Source organism: Ktedonobacter robiniae (assembly GCF_016587375.1).
GTDB lineage: Bacteria > Chloroflexota > Ktedonobacteria > Ktedonobacterales > Ktedonobacteraceae > Ktedonobacter > Ktedonobacter robiniae.
On record NZ_BNJG01000004.1, the window covers coordinates 82291 to 104280 of the forward strand.

General features: G+C 53.2%; 19 protein-coding genes and 2 pseudogenes. 10 read left to right on the forward strand and 11 right to left on the reverse strand.

The window, feature by feature from the left end:
- Positions 1–228: 228 nt before the first annotated feature.
- Complete coding sequence (locus JMJ04_RS41390) at positions 229–1143, forward strand: AraC family transcriptional regulator (RefSeq protein WP_201376253.1); 915 nt, start codon at positions 229–231, stop codon at positions 1141–1143.
- Between the two features lie 313 nt (positions 1144–1456).
- Here JMJ04_RS41390 and JMJ04_RS41395 read toward each other — a convergent pair whose 3' ends face one another.
- Positions 1457–2977, reverse strand: coding sequence for an FGGY-family carbohydrate kinase (locus JMJ04_RS41395; protein WP_201376254.1), 1521 nt, complete (start codon positions 2975–2977; stop codon positions 1457–1459).
- Positions 2978–3165: 188 nt separating this feature from the next.
- Positions 3166–4476 carry an MFS transporter gene (locus JMJ04_RS41400; RefSeq protein ID WP_201376255.1) on the reverse strand — a complete coding sequence of 437 codons (1311 nt, stop codon included), beginning with the start codon at positions 4474–4476 and terminating at the stop codon, positions 3166–3168.
- Positions 4477–4675: 199 nt separating this feature from the next.
- Between JMJ04_RS41400 and JMJ04_RS41405 the strand changes: the two genes are divergently transcribed.
- Complete coding sequence (locus tag JMJ04_RS41405) at positions 4676–5713, forward strand: helix-turn-helix transcriptional regulator (RefSeq protein WP_201376256.1); 1038 nt, start codon at positions 4676–4678, stop codon at positions 5711–5713.
- Positions 5714–5960: 247 nt separating this feature from the next.
- On the forward strand, positions 5961–6227 hold the full coding sequence (locus JMJ04_RS41410; RefSeq protein ID WP_201376257.1) for a hypothetical protein: 267 nt from the start codon (positions 5961–5963) through the stop codon (positions 6225–6227).
- A 209-nt stretch (positions 6228–6436) separates the two neighbouring features.
- On the opposite strand, the gene JMJ04_RS41415 is transcribed toward JMJ04_RS41410, so the two are convergent.
- Together JMJ04_RS41415 and JMJ04_RS41420 are read right to left on the reverse strand one after the other, a co-directional pair.
- Positions 6437–8989, reverse strand: coding sequence for an alpha-galactosidase D (locus tag JMJ04_RS41415; protein ID WP_201376258.1), 2553 nt, complete (start codon positions 8987–8989; stop codon positions 6437–6439).
- A gap of 196 nt (positions 8990–9185) precedes the next feature.
- Positions 9186–10382, reverse strand: a complete 1197-nt coding sequence (locus JMJ04_RS41420) for an ROK family protein (RefSeq protein ID WP_201376259.1) — start codon at positions 10380–10382, stop codon at positions 9186–9188.
- A gap of 397 nt (positions 10383–10779) precedes the next feature.
- Here JMJ04_RS41420 and JMJ04_RS41425 point away from each other — a divergent pair, with 397 nt between their 5' ends.
- Both JMJ04_RS41425 and JMJ04_RS41430 read left to right on the forward strand, forming a co-directional pair.
- A complete protein-coding gene (locus JMJ04_RS41425; protein WP_201376260.1) occupies positions 10780–11079 on the forward strand; it encodes a hypothetical protein in 300 nt (99 codons plus the stop codon).
- 153 nt (positions 11080–11232) lie between these two features.
- Positions 11233–11871 carry a DUF3841 domain-containing protein gene (locus JMJ04_RS41430; RefSeq protein ID WP_201376261.1) on the forward strand — a complete coding sequence of 213 codons (639 nt, stop codon included), beginning with the start codon at positions 11233–11235 and terminating at the stop codon, positions 11869–11871.
- Positions 11872–12040: 169 nt separating this feature from the next.
- Here the strand turns inward: JMJ04_RS41430 and JMJ04_RS41435 are convergent, their stop codons facing one another.
- The 4 genes and pseudogenes from JMJ04_RS41435 to JMJ04_RS41450 all read right to left on the reverse strand — a co-directional run bounded on the left by JMJ04_RS41435 (position 12041) and on the right by JMJ04_RS41450 (position 15533).
- Complete coding sequence (locus JMJ04_RS41435) at positions 12041–12259, reverse strand: hypothetical protein (protein WP_201376262.1); 219 nt, start codon at positions 12257–12259, stop codon at positions 12041–12043.
- Between the two features lie 23 nt (positions 12260–12282).
- Positions 12283–13398: an enolase C-terminal domain-like protein gene (locus JMJ04_RS41440; RefSeq protein ID WP_201376263.1), complete on the reverse strand. Its 1116-nt coding sequence runs from the start codon at positions 13396–13398 to the stop codon at positions 12283–12285.
- A gap of 11 nt (positions 13399–13409) precedes the next feature.
- Positions 13410–15199, reverse strand: a pseudogene (locus JMJ04_RS49260) (thiamine pyrophosphate-requiring protein).
- A gap of 55 nt (positions 15200–15254) precedes the next feature.
- Positions 15255–15533, reverse strand: a complete 279-nt coding sequence (locus JMJ04_RS41450; RefSeq protein WP_201376264.1) for a molybdopterin-dependent oxidoreductase — start codon at positions 15531–15533, stop codon at positions 15255–15257.
- A 679-nt stretch (positions 15534–16212) separates the two neighbouring features.
- On the opposite strand from JMJ04_RS41450, the gene JMJ04_RS41455 reads away from it, so the two are divergent.
- The 3 genes from JMJ04_RS41455 to JMJ04_RS41465 all read left to right on the forward strand — a co-directional run bounded on the left by JMJ04_RS41455 (position 16213) and on the right by JMJ04_RS41465 (position 18027).
- Positions 16213–16644 carry a MarR family winged helix-turn-helix transcriptional regulator gene (locus tag JMJ04_RS41455; RefSeq protein WP_201376265.1) on the forward strand — a complete coding sequence of 144 codons (432 nt, stop codon included), beginning with the start codon at positions 16213–16215 and terminating at the stop codon, positions 16642–16644.
- 141 nt (positions 16645–16785) lie between these two features.
- On the forward strand, positions 16786–17394 hold the full coding sequence (locus tag JMJ04_RS41460) for an isochorismatase family protein (RefSeq protein ID WP_201376266.1): 609 nt from the start codon (positions 16786–16788) through the stop codon (positions 17392–17394).
- A gap of 213 nt (positions 17395–17607) precedes the next feature.
- Positions 17608–18027, forward strand: a complete 420-nt coding sequence (locus JMJ04_RS41465; protein ID WP_201376267.1) for a nitroreductase family deazaflavin-dependent oxidoreductase — start codon at positions 17608–17610, stop codon at positions 18025–18027.
- A gap of 162 nt (positions 18028–18189) precedes the next feature.
- On the opposite strand, the pseudogene JMJ04_RS49265 reads toward JMJ04_RS41465, so the two are convergent.
- Positions 18190–18312: pseudogene (locus tag JMJ04_RS49265) on the reverse strand (SDR family oxidoreductase); the annotation flags it as partial.
- A 506-nt stretch (positions 18313–18818) separates the two neighbouring features.
- Here JMJ04_RS49265 and JMJ04_RS41475 point away from each other — a divergent pair.
- Positions 18819–19052 carry a helix-turn-helix domain-containing protein gene (locus tag JMJ04_RS41475; protein ID WP_201374081.1) on the forward strand — a complete coding sequence of 78 codons (234 nt, stop codon included), beginning with the start codon at positions 18819–18821 and terminating at the stop codon, positions 19050–19052.
- Positions 19039–19242, forward strand: coding sequence for a hypothetical protein (locus tag JMJ04_RS41480; protein ID WP_201374080.1), 204 nt, complete (start codon positions 19039–19041; stop codon positions 19240–19242). The genes JMJ04_RS41475 and JMJ04_RS41480 overlap by 14 nt, the downstream gene beginning before the upstream one ends.
- 85 nt (positions 19243–19327) lie before the next feature.
- On the opposite strand, the gene JMJ04_RS41485 is transcribed toward JMJ04_RS41480, so the two are convergent.
- Complete coding sequence (locus tag JMJ04_RS41485) at positions 19328–20608, reverse strand: cysteate synthase (RefSeq protein WP_201376269.1); 1281 nt, start codon at positions 20606–20608, stop codon at positions 19328–19330.
- Positions 20609–20885: 277 nt separating this feature from the next.
- A complete protein-coding gene (gene aroF, locus JMJ04_RS41490; protein ID WP_201376270.1) occupies positions 20886–21989 on the reverse strand; it encodes a 3-deoxy-7-phosphoheptulonate synthase in 1104 nt (367 codons plus the stop codon).
- Position 21990: the final 1 nt, after the last annotated feature.

Below are 21990 nucleotides of genomic sequence, written 5' to 3' on the forward strand. Positions count from 1 at the left end.
CCCTCTCATGTGAACCATGCTCCCCTGCTTCGCTCTACTCTTGAAGAAGTAACTAGGTCACTGTTTCCTCTACGCTGAGCCGCGGTCTCATGATCAGATCCCAAAGGTAGCGACTATTGCGAGGTCAAGTGATCTTCTCGATAGGCAGAGTATACCCTTGAACGCTGAGGCAATCTATGCTAAATTGTCTTGAATAATTGTCTGATCGTCTCAAAAGAGGAGAATGGCATGGATGTGCTCACCGATGTACTGGGTGTACTCGAATTGAAAGGGTGGATCTCTGCGCGCAGGGAGCTTACGCCTCCCTGGCGCTATGACTTTGCGGCCAGTCAAGATATGATCTTTCACTTGCTCGGCTCTGGGAGTGGCTATCTCTCTTTCAAAGGGGACCCTACGCCTCTGCGAGTCGAAGAGGGAGCTGTCCTGCTCTTCCCTTTCGGGCACGCGCACTCGATCTGTGACGAACTGACTTCACCTCTGACGCAAGTCCTGCATGTGAACTATGACGAGCAACGCGAGTATCAGGGCTTTGTAGGTGCGTCCGATGAGTCAAAGATGAGTGTCCTCTGTGGCGCGTTCCATGTGGAGCATCCCGGCACTTTTCCCTTGCTCCACAGCTTGCCACAAGTGATTCATATTCCCGCAGAACAGGGCCGCACGGTGCAGGGCTTCACCGAGATTGTGCAGTTGATCGCACGTGAAGCGACCACGCCTCGACTGGGCGCGCAGGTGATGCTTAGGCGATTAACCGAACTGCTCTTTATTCACATAATCCGGGTCTGGGTTGAGCAACAAGCGGCATCGACGCCCGGATGGGTAGCGGCGCTCCGCGATCCGTCTATCAACACAGCACTTGGCCTGATTCATCAATCGCCCGAACAGAGGTGGACGGTCGAGGAACTGGCAGAGGCAGTGGCCCTCTCCCGCTCAGTCTTCTCCGCTCGCTTTACCCGTCTTGTGGGTGAGCCCCCTATCACGTATCTCACTCGTTGGCGCATGAGCAGAGCAACCCGCTTGCTCAAGGACAACGTCGAGATAGAAAAGATCGCAGAGCTTCTCGGCTATGAATCGGCAGTAGCCTTTCACAAAGCCTTCAAGCGAGAAGTCGGCAAGACCCCAGCCAGGTATCGAAAGCTCGGGTAACCAGTCGCAACGCCCGCCTCGATCCCACTCCCGCGCGAAGCTTTCGCTTGATCGACTCCAGATGCGCAAGCGGGTCATCATGCGCAGGTGTTTGCGTTCATTGAGGATGTATGGGAGCGTACTCTTTGTGACACAATCCTCTGGATGGATGCGGGTCATGGACGTCTTGGAGGGCGTTCATCTCGCCGCTCTTCTCCGTCCTTCATGATTTATGTGTAAGTGTCAGTGCTTTAGCGCAGTATTTTCCTCGTTTTCATACATTTTTGATAACTGTCGAATTCTCCCCTTGATTTTGGGCGATACCGCTATTCTATCATCCCTGCTGAAATAGAGGTGCAAGCGCGGCGTAGGTTGCGCGGTAGCGCGCATAGCCCTCGTCATAGATGGCGCGCACGCCGGGATTGGGTTCAACGACCTGTCCAGGATGAACCATGGCCTGGCTGGCGGAACGCAGATCGGTGAACGCGCCCGCGCCAACCGCCGCGCAGATGGCACTGCCGAGGGCGACGGCATCAGGAACCGTAGTCAGGGTAATCGGTAGGCCAGCGACATCAGCCAGGACTTGCAACCAGAGCGAACTACGCGTGCCTCCGCCGCAGGCCACAATCTGCCGGGTTGCTACTCCCAATTCGTTCAGTTTATCGAGAATATGGCGATTGCCGTAGGCGGTGCCCTCGTAGACTGCGCGCAAAAGATGGCCGGGGCCATGAGCGGGCGTCAGGCCCCAGATAGTTCCCCTGGCACGCGGATCTTTAATCGGCGTGCGGCTGCCCTGCCAGAAGTCCAGCAGAACCAACCCTTCCGCGCCGGGCGAGATCGCCGATGCGGCGGCATCGGCGGCAGCATAGCGCTCCTCGCCGACTGGTAGAGCGCCGCCCAGAGTGTCAAGCAGCCAGCGCACGGTACCCCCGGTGCTTGCCTGGCCCGCCTCCAGCGTCCATTCTCCAGTCATTACCGCATCCTGAAATGGTCCCCACAGGCCGTGGTCGAAGACTGGCCGAGCAGATTGCGCGAGTTGGCAGGTTGAAGTACCAGTGATCAGCGCCAGCTTACCCGGCGCTAGCACATTCAAACCAAGCATACCGGCATGCGCATCAATTCCGCTCATAGCCACAGCAATACCTGCGGGCAAACCCAGTTCACCGGCAGCCTGCCGCGTCAGCTCGCCGGCCTTCGCGCCCATAGCAAGTGGTTGACCGGGAACTTTTTCAGGCAAATCCTCCAAACCAACCTCTACTAGCAGGCGCTCTGGCCAGCCGGTGGGAGAGTCCGCGTCGGCGGCGGTGCGATAGTGCCACTTGGCGGCGGCGCTATTCAGCGGAATCGCCAGGACGCCGGTCAAGCGATGGGTCAACCAACTCATTTGTTCGACCAGGTAAGCAGCCTGCTCCCAGGATTTGAACTGCTGTTGTTTGAGCCAGAGAGCCTTGGGAACCGGCCACTCGGCAGGCACATCGCCGCCGCAATAGCGCAGCACTGGATCGCCGGTCATACTCAGCATCTGAGCCTGGGCTGTGGCACGCAAATCCATCCAGATCAGGCTCGCGCTCAGTGGTTCGCCGTTCTGATCGGTGAAGAGAATATTGCATGGAGCATCGACCGCCAGACCGATGACCTGCTCTGGCCTGGCCTGGCTAATTTCCAGGCAGCCACGCACCACCTGAACCAGCGCCCTCCACCAGTCGGACGGCTGCTGTTCCGCCCAGCCCGGCTGTGGATACCTCGTGGGATAGCTCTGATCGCAAAAGCCGCGCGGCTGACCTCGCAGATTAAAGAGGCCAGCGCGCATGCCAGCCGTCCCGGCGTCAATACCGATCACCAAGTCCTCGCTCATCTAGCAGTTCCTTTCATTCTATTACGCCTTTTCTCCTTGCACATAGTACATCGTCATAACGGCACACACGCCTCCTGCTGGCGGCAACATATGCTCTTTGCCGCTCCAGAACAGAGCACGCTCACAATCCTGCACCGGTGGTAGGACAGGAAATGATTCCTTGACGTACCTTCAGGCCGAATGAATTCCTACCATACCACGTATTCATGAGGGAAAACACGCATTCGGCGTACTGGAGACAGAAAGAGTGGCACTAGAGCCAGGAGAAAGCCGATGCTCGCCACCCATAGACTTGCCCGTGCACCAATCCATGTACCAAGAAAGCCTGCAGCAAGTGGTCCAAGTGTTCCCCCACCATAGCTAATTAGGCGCAGTGTCGCATTCATACGAGCCATCAGAGCAGGCGGGGTCACAGCCTGCCGCAAGCTGGTACTCTGTACCGCGTATATCCCCAACGCGGTGCGAACCAGAAAGAACACCATGGTAAAGATGGTAGCAAGTACTTTTTGCGAACCTGTAAGAGCGGGAAGGAGGAGAAAGGGCACGCTCCCCAATGTGAACGTCGCGCATATCATCGGCCCTAGAGGGAAACGCCTGGCCAGCGTGTTGGCAATAGTGGATCCAAGTATGCCGCCAACCGCTCCTACCGCGTAGATGATCCCAAGGACACCAGGGGTAAAACCTATTTGATGGATCGCGTAGAGCAAAAACGCGATATCGACGATAGCATAGCAAAAGTTCCAGACACCCGCCTGAAATGCCAGAATACGAATGTACGTATTGCTCCACACAAATCGAAAGCCCTCTCTCATATCCATGAGAAGGGATGTCTCCTGCTTCTCCTCAGGCAGAGGCTCCTGATGGCGAATACTGAGAAGCAGAATGACCGAAACGATATAGGACAGGCTGTCGAGCAGGAGAGCGAGAGGCGCAGTCAAAAGCTGGACCAGTCCCCCTGCCAAGCCAGGGCCCGCAACCTCCGCCGCCGAGGCGCTGGTTGTAACCCGACTATTCGCCTCCAGTAAATGCTCTTTCGAGACCAGCGCAGGGACAAACGAGAGCCAGCACAGATCATACAACACGGTAAAGATCCCGACAATGAACGAGATGAGATACAGCGGCACAAGGCTTAAGAGGTGGAGAAACGCGAGTAGCGGGACGAACGCAATCAATACTCCCCGCGTCGCGTTCGCAACGATCATCAATGGACGCTTCTGGTGGCGGTCCACCCACACACCAAAGAGAAGCGGAAACAGAAGATACGGAGCAGTCTCTAAAAACCGCAGCCATCCAAGCTGTTCCGCATTTGCGTTGAGCACCAGGACTGCCGCCAGCGGAAGAGCCAGTAACGTGATCTGGGAACCAAAGAGCGAGATGCTCTCGCCCGTCCAAAACTTTATGAAGCCGGTATTCTGCCACAATGTTTTGCGGGGCGCGATTGCTTGAACGTCAGAGAGAATCGTCTCCTGAGCTGATGTGTCATTTTGCGGCACACACATAGCAAACATCCTTTGTATCAAGACAGAACCAGGCCAGTTCGCTGGTCTAGTAAGATCATACAAGGCAATATTTGCCATCTGCTTGTCATATTTCTTCTCAACGAAAGAAGGTTGACGTATCCCAATTCTACCTGTAGCATAGAGGTGAGAATGGGAAGATTCTCTGTCATAATTGCTTGCGAAAAGGACATCGGAACATATGCAGCGTTTCGACCGCATCTTAGGGATGTTGCTATTCTTGCGAAGCGGCCAGATCGTCTCGGCTTCGGAACTGGCAAGACATTTTACGATTTCAACCCGCACGGTTTACCGCGACCTGGAAACCCTGAGTCTGCTTGGAGTACCACTGTACGCCGAGCGAGGGCGTGAGGGTGGATTTCAACTGCTAGAGGGGTACTTCCTGCCACCGCTGATGTTTACTCAAAACGAGGCCGTTGCCGTCTTGCTGGGTCTGGCATTGCAAAAAAATCTGCGGGTCACTCCTTTCCCCACTGAAGCGCTCATGGCAGAAAAGAAATTGCTTGCGGCACTCCCTGAGCGCTTGCGCGCGGTGCTGGCAAAGACAGAAAACGTCATTGGCGTTGAGCAGTTACCAGAGGATATCTTTCATCCCGAAACTGGCTTTACGACCAAGAAGGAGCCAGAGGGTAACGCTGGTTTGAATGAAAGCGATATCATCAGCATATTCTTTCAAGCCATCCTCGAGGGAAAACAAGTCGCGTTCCAGTATCCCTCTCGCCGTAAGCAGCAGGGATATGAGATACAGGTAACCCCATATGGCCTCTTCTGGGATCGCAACCACTGGTACCTCGTTGGAAGGCCGTCCAATCGCTCAGGAGCCTGGACATGGCGTTCCGACCGGATCATCGATATCCGACCGCTGAAGCACGGAGGCACGACACTCGACGAGTTTGATATACGGGAGATGTTGGGAAGAAGTTGGCTGAAAGACGCGATCACGCAATGGAGCCAGCAAGCACCTGTGAAAATCCTGCTTTCCCCAAGGCAAGCCGAGCGGCTACAACAGGATTGGTATTATCGCCATGCCCGTTTTGAGCAGCTTGAAAATGGACAGATCATGATGACCTTTGGAGAGTCTGACGCTACCATTGTGCTGGAACTCCTCCGCTGGTTAGGGCCAGAGGCGGAGCTCATCGAGCCACGAGTGTGGCGCGCGAAAGTACGCGAAGACTTGCAGCAGATGCTCACGAAGTATGACTCCGATCATCAGAGTTGACCTCAGCAAGAAGCAAAGCGTAAGTTTTCACCACGATGATGGTGAACGCCACAAAGCACCACCGACAAGAAGGCGGCGACTCCCATCCCATCCTGAACCTTCTGTTGCACCAGAACACAGGCCAAGGGAGAATCGCGTCTCAAAACGCAAGAGGGCTGGAACATCCTCTGTCTCAAACCCGACTGTGACACACGGCGTCAATGAGAGTGCAAGTGTCTGCTCGTGCGGTATACCTGCAAGCAAAGGGGTGATCCTCACCTTATCCGATGGACTCGCCTGGGCTGATCACTCCCTTGCTTTACCCTCTATCTCCCCGCGCCAACTGGATGCCGTAACCTGGTCGGGGTCGCAGTTTGTCGCTGTGGGGTTCAAAGGCACGCTTATCACCTCGCCCGATGGGAAGACCTGGACAGCCCGAATCATTGGTACCGTGTCTGCCCTGATCAATGTGGTCTGGTCGGGATCACGCTTTGTAGCTGTAGGAGACAACGGCACGATTCTCGCGTCGCCTTAGGCTGCACGGGCTGCTGAAGTACGCCCCTCCATAGGGGAATGGTCGATAAGCGTGTATGTATGATAACATTGTCAGCGATTGGTTTGAATTTTCAACTATAAGAAACTCCAGTTCAATGGAAACAGTCTGTGCTCGAGCTCGCTTTGTAAAACGTGGGTAAAAGACAGGCCTTTAGCCATAGGCTATCTCACCAAAGAGAGAGAAAAGCGCTAGCTGATGGTGAGACAATCGATATCCGGTGCCCAGCCAGAGCCGCTAGAGAATTGAATGCTATTGTAGCCTGCATTGAGATTCACTACGACACTGGTTGTTTGCACCGCATTCCAGTTATTATCATTGGCGCCATGGAAGGTGAGCGTACTTGCAGTTCCACTGTTGACACTTAATTGGGCTGAACGCCCGCTATCACCATCGATATACTGGATTGTTAAAATGTAATTCCCTGTATTGCTGATCAGCACTTGATTGAACGTGAGAGAGGCTCCGTTACCAATGTTGCCGACCTTCTGACCGCCAGAGCAGGCCGGGCAGGAGACGATGGAGGCGCTCCCAGTCAGCGTATTGCCCGCTGCCTCGGCCTCGGTGATGGTGTTGCCGCCCAACGTGACACGGTCGATGTCCGGAGCCCAATTGGAACCCGAGAAGAGCTTGATGGTGTTGCTTCCCGCATTCAAACTTATGGTCATCGTCAGTGTCTGAACTGTGTTCCAGTTATTGTTGTTAGTGCCGTGGAAATTGATGGTGAGGGCGGAACCTCCATTAATGCTCATTTGCGCCGAACGTCCGCTATCGCCATCGATGTAAGCGATCGTCAACGTGGTCCTGCCGGTTGTGCTGGCCTGGACATTGTTAAAGGTGAGAGAGGCGCCGTTGCCAATGTTGCCGACCTTCTGACCGCCAGAGCACGCCGAGCAGGAGACGATGGAGGCGCTTCCGGTCAGTGTATTGCCCGCTGCCTCGGCTTCATATGAAGCGGGTATCAGGCTGCCGACAATGAGTCGATCAAGATCAGGACTCCAGCCTGAGGAGGGTGAGGAGAACTGGAGCGTGTTGTTCCCCGTATTCAGGTTCACCAAAATTGTGGTAGTTTGTACGGCATTCCAGTTATTATCGTTGGTCCCATGGAAGTTCTGCGTGGTTGCGGAGCCGCCATTGACGCTGAGCTGCATTGAACGCCCGGCATCTCCGTCTACATACGAAATGGTCACGGGGTAGGTCCCACTGGCACTGACGGAAATGCTGTTGAAGGTGAGGGAGGCGCCATTGCCAATGTTGCCGATCTTTTGACCGCCAGAACAGGCCGTGCAGGAGACGACAGAGGCGCTGCCAGTGAGCGTATTTGCAAGCGCTTCGGCTTCGTAGATCTTGCCCGCGTTTCCGCCTGCCGGTGTCACCTTCAACAGGCGTGAAGCATGGCCGTTTAAGGAAGCACTAAAGTGATCGGCTATCGCGCCCAGGTTTGTATGGCTCCAGAGGTCACGCACCGTAGGGGCGCCACTTATCCCGAGGTCACTCCAGTTCACCGTGACGGTGGCGTTCCCGCTATCCAGATTGAAGAGTGCCACCGTATAGGTGCCATCGCCATTGTCTGCGTACCATACTTGCTGGTTGTTGAGCTGTGAGAGCGGGCGGGCAGGATGACCGGATTGATCAACCGCAATGACTTCATCATTCGTCAATAACGAGAGCCCATAGCTGTCCAGCTTGGTGAGATCATCGCCGGAGAAAAGCGGGGCCGCCTCGATTGCCCACAGCGTCATATAACTTTGACGCTCGTCCTGGGAAATCCCATCCAGTGTTGCGCTGCCAACGTCAAGGGAGTCAAGGTCATTCCACCCACCCGGACCAGCGTTCTGCGTCCAGGGAACGACATCGTTGAAGCGTGCTTTGACCGAGTTGTCCCACGTCACCAACGTCCCACAATAGCATTCGACATCATTGTCAATGCGCCAACCATTAGCCTGCTGCTGCCAGAAGCTGATATAGCGATGATCCAGGGCCCAGGAGAGCTCAAACCAGATCGGACGTCCACTCTGCACCAGGGCCTGTGACCACGCCTGCACATCGGGCCGGTTATCGGTGCTCAGATCATAGATGCCAGAACCAGGGGTTACCCCATCGAGTTTGAGGAAATCCACCCCCCAGGAGGCGAACTGATTCGCGATGGAGTTGATATAGGCCTGCGCGCAGCTATTGCTATAGTCAATGGCATAGTTTCCTCGCCAACCGTTCGTCATCTGTAACGGCTTGATTGCGATATCCTGGGCGTGGCAACTGGTGCCGTAGATAGGATAATTCTGGTTGTAGACGGTCTGGTCGAGGCCAGCAACGTAGTAGATTCCCAACTTTAAGCCATAATTGTGGACATAATTTGCTACATCGCTGATGCCGGCAGGGAAGCGGCCAGGATAAGGGGAAGGCCGCCCATAGCCATCAAACGTAGCCTTCCAGTTCAAATCCATCCACCAGCCCGCGTCGATGTTTATGTACTGGTAACCATGTGATTGGAGTTGCTGATGCAACACATCGGCCTGGGATTTGACGTGATCGGCAGTGAGCCAGGGGGTATTGTAGCCGCTATAATTCGTTGACTCCAGGCTCCAGCTACTCCAACCCATATATGGCTTCTGGCCCAATCCATTGGAAGAAGCATGCGCTACAGCCGGATGGGAAAAGAAAGTGAGTGGTAAGAAGAGGGCACAACAGGCGAGTATAACCAGTATGGGAATCACACGACGAATGACAGCAATGTACCGTGGCATAAAGAGTCCCTCCTTTGGTTGCTCTACAGGAATACATCCTGTGCACCTGTAGACAGTATGTGCTTCATTGCAGGTACCATATGGTGTCAGGCGAGAATCAGGGTATTTTCCTCCTTTCCAACACATCTTGACCGCATCATTGCCCAAACGAGATGCTGTTTACGGAATTCGAGAGCAGACTGAATGGTCAGGCGTTTTATACACCAGACTGAAGTGGGGCTTTGAAAAAATGGTGGAGTACTAGGGAACCGGCTCCCTGAGCCCAGCGGTCTCCTGTTTCCGGTTCAATGACGATTTGCACCTGTTGAGCCAGTTCGGAGAAGGTGTGTTCGTTGATAGTGTCCTGGAGCGAGGCGAAAAGCAGATGGTCGGGGGCGACGTACGCCCCAGTGAGCAAAATATACTCGGGATTGAGCAAGTTGATGAGATTTGCCAGTCCGCGCCCGAGCAATTGTCCAGCCTCGCGGAAAAGTTGCCGTAACGCTGGATGACCCTGCACGGCGCGTTCATGAATCTCGGTCAATGATAAACCAGCAGGTAAGCTCGGATCACCCGGGTATTGCTGGCGCAATTCGTGATAAGAGGTGAGCAACCCGTGGTCTGAGAGATAGGCTTCAAGACAGCCATAATTGCCGCACTCACAGCGTCTGCCCCCGGGAATGCAGAGCGTATGCCCAAACTCTGCCCCACTGCCTCGTGCTCCCCGGTACACCTGGCCTCGAATAACCATCGCCAGACCGACACCACGGCCGAGGGTTACCACGAGAAGATGTTGATACGATTGGCGCTTTCCATACAAGTGTTCGTAATGGGCAAGACAATTGACAACATTATCGATAAAGACTGGAAGATGTAGAGCACGCTCCAGGGGTTCATGAATCGCGAGATGATGCCAGTTGTGAATGCCATTTTTTATACTATAGCCCGTTTGCATATCAACAAAGCCCGGCAAGCCGCACCCCAGACCAAGGACCTTTTCCCGCTCAATGCCGTTCTTGCTGAGAGTTTCTTCTACAGCCTGCATGATAGCACTGAGGGCAAGCTCCGAGACGTGCTTGCTGCAACTGTAAATGATCTCTCCGAGAAGATTGAGCAGGACGACGACAATTTCGTCTGCCTCCATTAAAGCCACGCCCAGGACGTACCTACCGTGAGGATCAATTTGAAGGAGCCCCGCCTTTCTCCCCAGACTGGAGGCTGCCACTCCTCGCTCGATGACCAGTTGCTGCCCCATCAACTCGGTGGTGATGCCCACGACTGTCCCTACACTCAGACCTGAGAGCGTGACCAGTTGCGTTCTCGAAATGGGAGCGTGCATCCGAACCAAGTTCAGCAAGGTATTCTGATTCACCTCGCGCATCACTTTGCGGTCAACGGGCGCCACCGTGTTCATCTTCAGCTCCGTCGAGAATTTATTCAATCACTGATTGAAGTATACTGAGCGGAGGAAGATGTTGTCAATGCCAACGTCGGTGAGTTCGTCACCTACTTGCTAAGTATATTCAAGCAATGTTTCGGGAAATGAGGTAAACTGTCAGGCATGTCCATAACTTGTTGGAGAATGCTCGACCGAGAATAGTCATTCTCGGTCATGTTCCTCCCATTCTCACGTTCTGCTTCATTGGAGAAAACAGAGAAAAGGCCGAAGTTGACAGCTAAATCTTGTCGGAGAATCTTTTGGAGCAAAAGTTAGGGGCGCGGCAAGTTTTTTTTGCGCGAGGCAGCGTCCAGGAAAAGCTCCATGCTACAATAAAGACATCGGCAAGATGAAAGCAAGGGAAGGAGCACCAATGGACGAACACGCCTGGCAAGCAAAGAGTGTCGAGATCCTGGCGGGGATCAAAGTGTGGCGACAAGCGCATCCCACCGCCACCTTTGTGGAAATCGAAGAGGAAGTACACACGCGCCTGATGGAACTGGAAGCACATGTCTTGCAAGATGCGGCTTCGGCCAGCAAGAGCCGAGCATGGGGCCAATCAAGGGACACTCCTGCTCCGTTGCGCCCCACCTACTCAGTTCCTCTGCAGGCACAAAGCAAGCAAGAGCGGACGTTGCACGGCAATGGAGGCCAGAGCGTGACCTTGAGCTGAACCTACAGCATCTGCCCCAGGTGTGGGTTCGGTCTTTTTCCCCCTCAGTGAGGATCCTTAACTTTTATGTTTTTCCTCGTCAGCGGCTGCTGATGGGGCATCACTCCTTCTTCTAGCAGCCACGTTCTGCTCTTCAAGAGGTGCACACTATTTATGATTGTCTGGACGATACAATCCCTCCATGTCTGGGAAATGCTGCAACGAGATGGTATTCTCTATGGGCCTGATACTAAATTACTTCAGTTCGATGATCCAACAGAATGGCAGATAAAAGTTGCTTATAACTGGCTGGTTCAACAAATGGAGAAGAAGATTGGCCCTCGTCCACAGCCAGAACGATACCCCTTATGGGCCTGGTATCAATACGATGGAGAGAAACGTCGCCGCCCAGATCTACGTGGCCCCTATCATTTGCAGTCAGGCACAAAAGGCGTGCGTATTGAATTTGACATTGCTGAGGATCAGATCCTACTCTCTGACATAGACGATTGGATAATAGCGCTCAACTACGGATATCTCTGCCATACAGAAGGAGAAAACGAGGCTTTTTATGCAAAACACCAAAGGAGTGGCTTCATAGAACAACTAGGGCAGTACTTACAGGAACCCTATCATTCTCAGATGCTAAAAAGTTGGGAGCGCATCTTTGATCTGGATTATGCCAGTGATTCTAACTGGGGTAGTGGCAAAACACGAGCAGAGAAAAAGATTCAAGGAACCTTCTGGCAACTCTCACTTGAGCAGGTACGCAAAGTAACATTTTTCACGAGTAGGAAAGCAGGAAATCGGTAATCCACCTGCCCAAATGCCCTTTGGGCTTGAGGAGCCATTCTTCCCCACAAGCGCGACAGTATGCAGGTCACCAATGAGTGCGTAATCTTCGATTGGCAGGTAATCGTTGGATGGCGCAAACGAGGGATGTGTATTCTTCATGGTTTCCTCCACAACACGGCTGCCATCATCAAGCCCGTGATTGCGCCACTGACGAGTAGTTGGACGCATCGGTAGTATAGAGCGCCAAGCTGCCGGCATCAAAACGGACCTCGCCCCGCACCTTCGCGCGCAGGTTCTGCTCGAGAGCCACAACATCAACGCCCATGCTCTTCATGGGTTCGCTGCGGATGTTCAGCCAGTCCCTGCTCATGATCCTATTCACATTGGGAAGCGCGATACGTCTCAAGGTTGCAAGCTCCTTTTTCCATGCTACACGGCATACTTCACGACATCGGCGCGCTTGAACTCCAGGCCCATCCCTGGACGTGTCAGGTCGGGATGGAGGGCCCCTTGCACGGGAGTGAGCACCCCCTCAAAGAACAGATGCTCGATGCGCACATGATCGTGGAAGTACTCCATATGGCGGAAGTTGGGGACGGCACAACAAGCATGGACATGCAGCGAGGGCCCACAGTGCGACGAGAGGTCCATGGAGCGTGCTTCAACCAGTGTCCCCGCACGCAGGAAGCCGGTAATGCCCGCGCAGCGTGTGGCGTCGGCCTGTAACACATCCACGGCTCCCACCTCCAACATGCGATGAAAGTACCACAGATCATAGCCATATTCCCCCGCCGCGATCTCCATGCCCGCCGGAGCACGGTCGCGAATGAGACGTAAGCCTTCCAGATCATCGGACGAGACCGGCTCCTCAAACCATGTCACACCCGACTCCTCCGCAAAGATCTTGGCAAGCGCGAGGGCCTGCTTGCGGCTATACGCTCCATTGGCATCGACAAAGAGCTTAGTGTTTGGGCCTATCGCCTCACGCGCCTCACGCACACGTTTGGGATCAGCCCCAGGCTGTGTCCCAATCTTCATCTTGATGCGGGGAATCCCTTGGGCAACCCAGCCACTGAGTTGCCGCTGGAGTTGCTCACGCGAATACGAGGTAAAACCGCCACTCCCATAGACGGGTGCGGATGCGCGTGCCGCACCGAGCAATGAGACCAGGGGAAGGCCCAGCAGACGCGCCTTCAGGTCCCAGAGCGCGGCATCCACGGCCGAGATGGCCATTGATGCGATGCCAGGTCGTCCCAGATTACGAATCGCTGCGACCATCGCCCGCCAGCACGCTGGAATATTCATAGCATTCTGACCCTGTACGGCCTCACCCAGCATCGTTTTGACCAGACGGGCTGTCGACAGGTCCGCGTAGGTATAGCCCAGACCGCGTTTCCCGCCAGCATGTGCCTCGACAATGACGATTGTTGTCTTGTCCCACCTATAGGTGCCATCCGACTCAGGCGAGTCGGTAGGCACCGTATAGACAGAGACATCAAGCCCTTCAATGGCAACCCCGTTGTCACCAAATTTCGTGCTTGCCATGCTGCCTCCTATTAGTGTTTATGCGGCACGATACCCGCAACAACCCCTTTGATTGATTCCATCAGGATGCCTTCTTCTTCTGGATCGCCCTTGAGGAGCGCGGTTGTATACCGCTGGGCCTGCTCCAGCGTGATGTGCGGTGGCAGAGTCGGGACATTCCCCGAGGTATAGGCTTCAAAGATGACCGGGCGGTCAGAAGCCAGGGCCGCATCCCAGGCTTTCCCAACGTCGTCGGGATTATCCACACGCACGCCTTTCAAGCCAAGGGAATTGGCAAAGCGAGCATAGGGAAAATCGGGCAGGTCCTGCGTGCTCTCCAATTTGGGATTCCCCGCTTCAATGCGCATCTCCCAGGTCACCTGATTGAGATCGCGATTGTTGAGGACCAGGAAGATAAGGCGAGGATTGGGCCATTTCTTCCAGTACTTCGCCACGGTAATCATCTCATTGAGGCCATTCATCTGCATGGCTCCATCACCTGTTAGCGCGATCACCGTCCGACCAGGGTAGGCGAATTTGGCGGCAATCGCGTAGGGGACAGCCGCCCCCATCGTTGCCAGGCTACCTGAGAGAGACCCCATCATGCCCCGGCGCATCTTGATGGTACGCCCATACCAGTTTGTGGCGGTCCCGGCATCACCAGTCAGAATACAATCGTCGGGCAAGCGCTGAGACAGTTCCCAGAAGACATACTCTGGATTGAGCGGCTCGGCCTTCTCTTTCGCGCGCGCCTCCACCACCTTCCACCACTCGTGATAGTTCGCTTCAATCTTCTGACGCCACGAACGGTCGGCCTTGCGTTGGATGAGGGGGATGAGCGCCCGCAAGGTCTCGGTGCTATCGCCAATCAGATTGACCTCCATGGGATAGCGAATACTCACCATGCGGGGTCAATATCGATTTGCACGCCCCGCGCCTGTCCCTCCTTCGGCAAGAACTCAGCATAGGGGAAGCTCGACCCCACCATGAACAGGGTATCGCAGTCCATCATCATGTCCCAGCTGGGTTTCGTGCCAAGAAGGCCGATACAGCCAGTCACAAAGGGGAGATCATCGGGAACCACCTGTTTCCCAAGCAGCGCTTTTGCCACACCACAGCCCAGCAGGTCCGCGATCTGGATGACCTCATTCGTCGCATGCTTGGCACCAGCCCCAACCAGCATCGCCACTTTCTTCCCCGCATTCAGAATCTCAGCCGCGCGTCGCAGATCCTCGTCAGTGGGGAGCACTCTGGGCGCGCTATAGCCAAGACCGGTGTGGATGGTATTATGCGTGTGCGGCGGCTGTTCAACAGCATCCAATTCCTGGACATCCTTTGGGATAATGATACAGGTGACACAGCGTTCGGAGATCGCGGTGCGCATCGCACGATCAACAAGGTGGCGTATCTGGACAGGACTGGAAGCCATATACACATATTCGCCAGCAACATCTTTGAAGAGCGAGAGCAAGTCGACCTCTTGCTGATAGTTGCCGCCAATGGCGCTACGCGCTGCCTGTCCGACAATCGCCACTACCGGGCGATGATCCATCTTTGCGTCATAGAGACCATTGAGCAGGTGAATAGCTCCAGGTCCCGATGTTGCCAGGCACACACCGATCTCATCAGTAAATTTACTATGAGCCGTTGCCATAAAGGCCGCCATCTCTTCATGACGCACCTGGATAAACTCGAGAAGCTCTTGATGGCGTTCCAGGCCACCCAGGATTCCATTGATGCCATCACCGGGATAGCCGTAAATACGCTTAACCCCCCAGGCGGCGAGACGTTCCAATAAAAAATCACTGACAGTTGCTGCCATACAAAGTACTCATCCTTTCTCTCTTAAGCGTTCTCCCCTCTTTGAGGAAAACGCCTTATATTTCCGCTCCCCTTCCGTAGAATTGGACATCTTCGCGAAACCCTCCCTGGCCTTCGCCGATATAGCTGTACTCCTTGACAAATTCAATCGAGCGGATATACTTCACCATTTTGTAGCCAAGGAGCGTTTCCACACGGAAGCGCAGGGGCGCTTCATGCTTAAGTGGTAAGGTAGCACCATTCATTTCATATGCCAGTATGGTCTGCGGGTGCTGAGCCAGTTCCATCGCGTGGGGATAGGATTGGGCTCCGCGCTGATACAAAGTAAATATCAATCAGCAGGTACTTCGCCTGTGGAAGAGCGCCGCAGAGCTTGCTAATACAAGAATCTGGAGACCACTCCGGACCAGGAGTCCAAGAAAGAGAAGATTGATATAGTGGCTGACACGTAGCCACCAGGGAAACCCAAGCGACGCAAGCACGAGATGAAGAATCATACGCCCTTAACTCTTAGAAGCAAACTGCATAAGATATGACGTTCCTACCATGAACATCCTTCTTTAGTGTAACCGTCAGAAGAAAGAACACTGATCCCATGAGAGAAATTTATCTCTCACCTCAGCAATTTTCTTCGCATGCCACTCAGACGCATTGGCGATGATATCCTTTTCCGCCCCTCCGTTTTCTCCACCGAGAAGCCTCTTGCACCTCTCCCCAGAAAATCATCGCAGCGCGATATAAAATCAGAGCAACAACCTTCTTTGCGAAAGAAGGGGAAAATATTTCCACAAGGAAGGCAAAGGGACAAGTTGCTCACCAAAAGGACACGTCCTAAGACGTGCCTTGGGTTACACAATGGCGAAGAAATAAATACGTTTTCATTGATGAAATTGATTAAATGAGTTTGCGACACATTCAGCACAATGATCTGGAAGGGCGTCGGCGGAAAACCCTTGACACCTCCTTTCTCCTGGTGTATTATATGGACATCCAAGTAATGAAGGGGGAAGAAGGATGGATCTCACACTCGTGGGGCACCTGATTGGAGGTCAATTGGTGCGAGCTGAGAAGGCGCATCACCGCCTCGGCAGTGAATGGCTAAAGCGGGTTGGTCTCTACCCTGGTCAGGAAATGCTGCTGCTCTCTCTTCGATCAGAAGATGGCATGACACAATCACAACTGGCCAGCCGCAATTGCCTGGACCTCTCCACAATCACGAAGGTCGTGCAACGTATGGAGCGTGCCAGGCTGGTGGAACGTCGTGCTGACCCCGATGATGCGCGCATTTCACGGGTCTATCTCACTGAGCAAGGGCGCGCGCTCTGTGAACCCGCCTGGCAGATGTGGCTCGATTTAGAGCAGCAGCTCACCGAGGGCTTGACTGAGGCTGAACGTGTTCTCCTGCATCGCCTGCTGGCGACCGTTGCCACGAATTTAGAGCGGTAGCGTTTACTGCTTTTTTTCTTCTAATACTTGGACGTACAATTAAATTGGCAAATCGATCTCTGGGAGAAATAGATTTGCACCAGTTTGTGGATACCACCTCGCCTGATGCTCACGTCAGGCACATTAGAAAGGAAGAGATAGATGATGTCTACGGAAACGAAACGAGCTATTCTCGATCCGATTACTCCGGAGAATGCGGTGCTGTTGATTATAGATCAGCAAGAGGGCTTGCTTAGCAGAGTTTCCCAGCCGGAGCGGACGCGAGCCAACCTGCTTGCTCTAGCCCGCATCAGCCGTATGTTAGGAGTGCCAGCAGTCATGACGACCGTTCTAGCTGCAGGTTCTAATGGGCCACAGGTGGCTTTCCTGGGTGAAATTTTTGCGAATCAGCCGATCATTGACCGGTCACTCATCGATGCCTGGAAAGAACCACGCGTCAAGGAGGCCATCATGAAGACCGGGCGCAAGAAGGTGATCATCGCAGGCACTGGTTTTGAGGTCTGCGCCCAAATTCCTGCATTGTCCAGCGTGGCGGAAGGCTACGACACATATGTGGTTCTCGATGCCTGTGGCCTCTTTTCGCCCTCGCCCTCCGTCGCGGCAATTAGCCGTCTGAGCCAGGCAGGTGTGGCCCTGGTAGACACGAGACCTCTCGTCTTAGCGATGATGGCCGATAACGCTCATCCCAAGGCCGGAGAGATCTACGCGACTCTGCCTGCGGGTCTCGTCCGTATGGACAGTACCTCCTAAAAACACGCCGCCCCGCAAAGGCAAACATATGATACAGGAAACTCCGCAAGCGAGGTCCATACAATGGACGGTTTTTAGATAACCCATCACCAGCATAATCATGCAAAAATCAACAACACAATCTCAAGATTTACATTGTGTCGAGAGAAAACGGAGAAAGAGAAGAAGATTCTTTTTCCTCAGCTGAAGCGTTCAAGAGGAGAAGATCAAAGTATGAACGAACATGAGTGGATGGCCTATAATCGTCAATTGATCGAAGAGTTCCGCGCCCATGGGGGCAAGGTGCAAGGGTGGGCGCCCTTGATCCTGCTGACCACCAAGGGCGCCAGATCAGGTCAAACCCGTATTTATCCCTTAATGGCTGTTGCCGATGGGGACCATTACATTGCCGTTGCCTCCGCAGGAGGCGCCCCCAAAAATCCTCAATGGTACCACAATTTGCTCGCTTATCCTGATGTCACTGTTGAGGTTGGGAAAGAAACATTTCAAGCGACTGCGCGATTGCTCACAGGGAAGCAGCGGGAAGAAGCCTTTGCCAAGGCTGTTGCGGTGTTTGCTCCCTATAGCGAGTATCAGAAGAAAATCACCCGCGAAATCCCGGTGTTTCTCCTCGAGCGGCAAGCCAACACCTAAAGAACACACTGCTTATTCGCCAGAGCCGTCTTTGGGCCCAAAGACGGCCTCCAGATCTCCCCTTTTCGAAGAATAGCTCCACCCCGGAGCACCCCATTCCCAAAGAGGAGCCTTTCTGAGATCTACTCATCCCGTCGTCCTTTATCCGAGAACAAGGCTTTCTTAAAAACCACCACGCGAATGGATGATTTGTCCAGTAATCCACTCGGCAGCATCACTCACTAAAAAGGCAATGAGACGCGCCGCACCTTCTGGTTGCCCAATATGCCCAAAGGGAGCTTGTCGATCATCTCCTTCCTCTCGTGTGGAATAACGCAAACTGATAAGTGAAAATGCATTGTAGAAGCGAAATGCGCGCAAAATGCGGCTTACATGCCACTTCTCATTACATGCCACTTCTCAATAGAGTCACTACTGAAGAACCCAAAACTGACACCAATTGAGACACCAAAAACGATCAACAACAGAAGAAACCATCAGACAAACTCCAGCAAACAATTTCTTGAAGCCGCTTTATAGGCTTACAAAGCTAGATATAGAGTCAGCAAGAAATAAGCCGAGGCGGGTCGGACATTTCCTGGGTCCCAACCCTTTTTGGCCTCTCCATCGTACATGTTCCTTTGTCTTCCTAGGCGCTTTTATGTGAGGTAAACCGACGTAAAAACTTCGCGTTTTTCGGTTTTGACGGTAGTTCTGACGATATAGTTGGAAAATGTTACAAATTGCCTAGTAGTTAGTCCAAATTGGAATTGACAGGGATGAGATACTGATGGAAAAATCAGGAGTTTGCGATGAAACATCCCATCCCTGTCGTGTTGACGGACTCAGATCGCGCTTCACTGCAAACGTTCATCCATGCAGGCAAAGCCAATGCAAGAACATTTACTCGAGCGCACGCCTTGCTCAAAGCGGCCGATGGCTGGACGGACCAGCAGATTTGCGAGACCTTCGGCATCAGCCGCAATACTTCCATAGTTTCACTCCACACCCAAACATGCAAGTTGGCTTCATATGGCGGAAATTGAGATTGGTATTTTTGCTCGTGTCTGTCTCTCGCATCGTGTGCAAACTATGCAGGAGTTACGTCAGCGCATCGCAGCCGTGCAGGTAGAGCGCAATGCTCAGCGTTGTACCATTTCCTGGCGGTTTACCTGCAATGATGCTCGTGACACGCTCCATGATCTCTATCCTGCCATCAATAACAAACTGGACTGACTACTAGTCTTACACGAGGTTGCATATCCTGCTCTTGCTGAGCACCACTTCCGCGGGAGAGCCGTATATCAGGTACACAGACATCTCAAAAGAGGCCCATTATCCTGTCCATCACGTCGCCTGAGGCCAGTTCGCTATCACAGATTCTCAGGGCAGGCGACGCGGGAATGAGTCGGCAATGGGCGCGTTTGTGTTCCCACCCACCACCTGTAACGTTTAAAAGGACAACGGCATCCCGATCTATATGACTCGCCCGTAGTTCACTCAAAAGCGTGGCAAACGCGACTCCAGCGGCGGGATCGATATCAATTCCTTCAGCCGTATAAAAAGTGTTCATGGCCTGCTGTATTTCTTGATTACTGGCCGCCAGCATATCGCCCTGGCTTTCTACCAGCACATCAAACACTCCACCACGTACAGCGTATGGTGGCTTCTGATTCGAAAGTACTTTCGAAACAATGCTTTGAATCTGGCGTTTGCCTTCATCACTACTAAGCTCTATTAAACTGCTCCGCTTCGCCTTCCAGGAATGATAGATAGGCGCGAAGGGCTTGTTCTGACCCAACATTAAGCGAGGATATCGATTGCCAAAGCGTGTGTCTTTCATAAGGCAGCGCGCCATTTCGTGGACCGCGATTCCACCAGCCCCACTTCCCACGGCCTGGAAATAGTAATCTGGTAACCTTCCTATCGTTTCAACAGCATTCAGCATCGTTACACCTAAACCCGCCCGACGAGCCACGTTCTTTACTCCACCCTCCAACACAAAGCCCTCCCTTTGAGCTACCCGATTAGCAAGTACAATCGCGTCATAATAGTCCACATTGCCAGTTAAACACACAATCTTTACACATGGGTCCAGGGATTCTGTAAACTGCATCCTGGCTAGTCCACTCTCCGGCAATATAATTAAACAGGGCTGCTTCTGCTGAGAACATATATAGGCAAACGCGGACGCCGTGTTTCCCGCGGAGGATACCACCAGTACGTCGTCAAATCCTTCTGGTAAGCGCGATAAAACAGTATATGCTTCCAATTCCTTAAAGGTTGTCGTTTCTAGTTTTACTCCTTTCTCGGGCCAGTACCCGTTAAAGGATATCCAGAGAAAGGGCAAGCCTGTTAGCTGGCTCAGGCTCTTACTTTGATACGTGACGGTCCCACTCGATCCCGATATATTCTTGACTATAGGAAGCCAGGAGTGGTACCGATACATGCCAGGCTGTTGCCGATCTACGGTAAATGTATCCGCGGCATATTCTGCGATTAGAAGAGAGGCCTGATGTTCGCCGTCACAATCAAGCATAAATCCGTCATCCTCAAAGGTTTTATCACATGATTGACATAAAAGCTTGTATGATCTCGTCATAACTATACCTCTCCAATTTGCACGGACATGAGTATGTCCGTGCAACAATTTGTATGCCGGAAGCATCTTACGGTGTTTCTCATAAACGCTAACAATCAAGGTTGGTAATGCAAGATTGCCATGGCCCGATCACCTGAGTGGTTACGACAACTAACTCATTCAGTCAAACCCCATTACCGGTAGCTACTTCACTACCAGCAATGGGGCGGGCCACGCGAGAGCGCGGTCGCAGCAAACGCTTTATCTACTTGTGAGAGTCTTACTTGCTCATATCAATTTATACGGCGGTGCTGCTGTAGCGAGCGGGACGAATAAACTGGCGGTTACATGCCTGCGCTACCATAACCGCTTGAGGCATGAGGTCTTGAAATTGCTCTATCCTCAACGATTGCGCACCATCCTTTAAGGCCTCTTCTGGATTAGGATGGACTTCAATCAATAATCCATCGACTCCACTGGCAATCGCGGCTAAAGACATCGCGCCAACAATATCGCGTCTGCCTGTCCCCTGGCTGGGGTCCGCGATAATTGGTAAATGCGAAAGCTTCTTTACGAGCGGGATCGCACTAATATCCATGGTGTTTCGTGTGGCTTTCTCAAATGTGCGGATTCCACGCTCACACAGCATAACATGAGGATTCCCTTGCGCTAATATATATTCCGCGGCCAGTAACCACTCCTCTAACGTGGCGGACATACCACGCTTTAACATAATTGGCTTAGAACCACGACCAACTTCATCGAGGAGCATATAGTTTTGCATGTTCCGCGTGCCAATCTGCAAAATATCAGCATATTCAGATACAAGCGCGACATCCGCGGGCGTAAGCACCTCCGTCACTATCGCCATACCAAACTCGTCCCGCGCCTTCGTCAACAACTTCAGCCCCTCCTCACCCATGCCGCGAAAACCGTAGGGCGATGTGGATGGCTTAAAGGCTCCACCCCGTAAAATAACAGCCCCGGCCTCGCGCACAGCTTGCGCTGCCGTCATCAATTGGGCCTCGGTTTCCACCGTACACGGTCCAGCCATCATTACAACGTCTTCCCCGCCGATTTTGACTGTGCCTGAGTCTACACAGGCGGCGGAAATTTCGATCACAGTATTTTCAGGATGGAACTCGCGGCTGGCAAGTTTATATGGCTTGGAAACACGGAACACATCCTCAACGCCAGCTAAGCCTATCAACGTATCTTCTATGGTCGAGTCAATACTACCTGCAATTCCCGCGTAACCTGCTGGAACAGGGGAGCCTAAAACTCCAATAACAGTCCGTTCGATTCCTCTTGAAAGATGCCCCTCTAGATGATGCTTATGTAGAAAGGCAAAGACGTTCTCGATGTCACTATCGCTGCATGAGGCATTCATGATCACAATCATA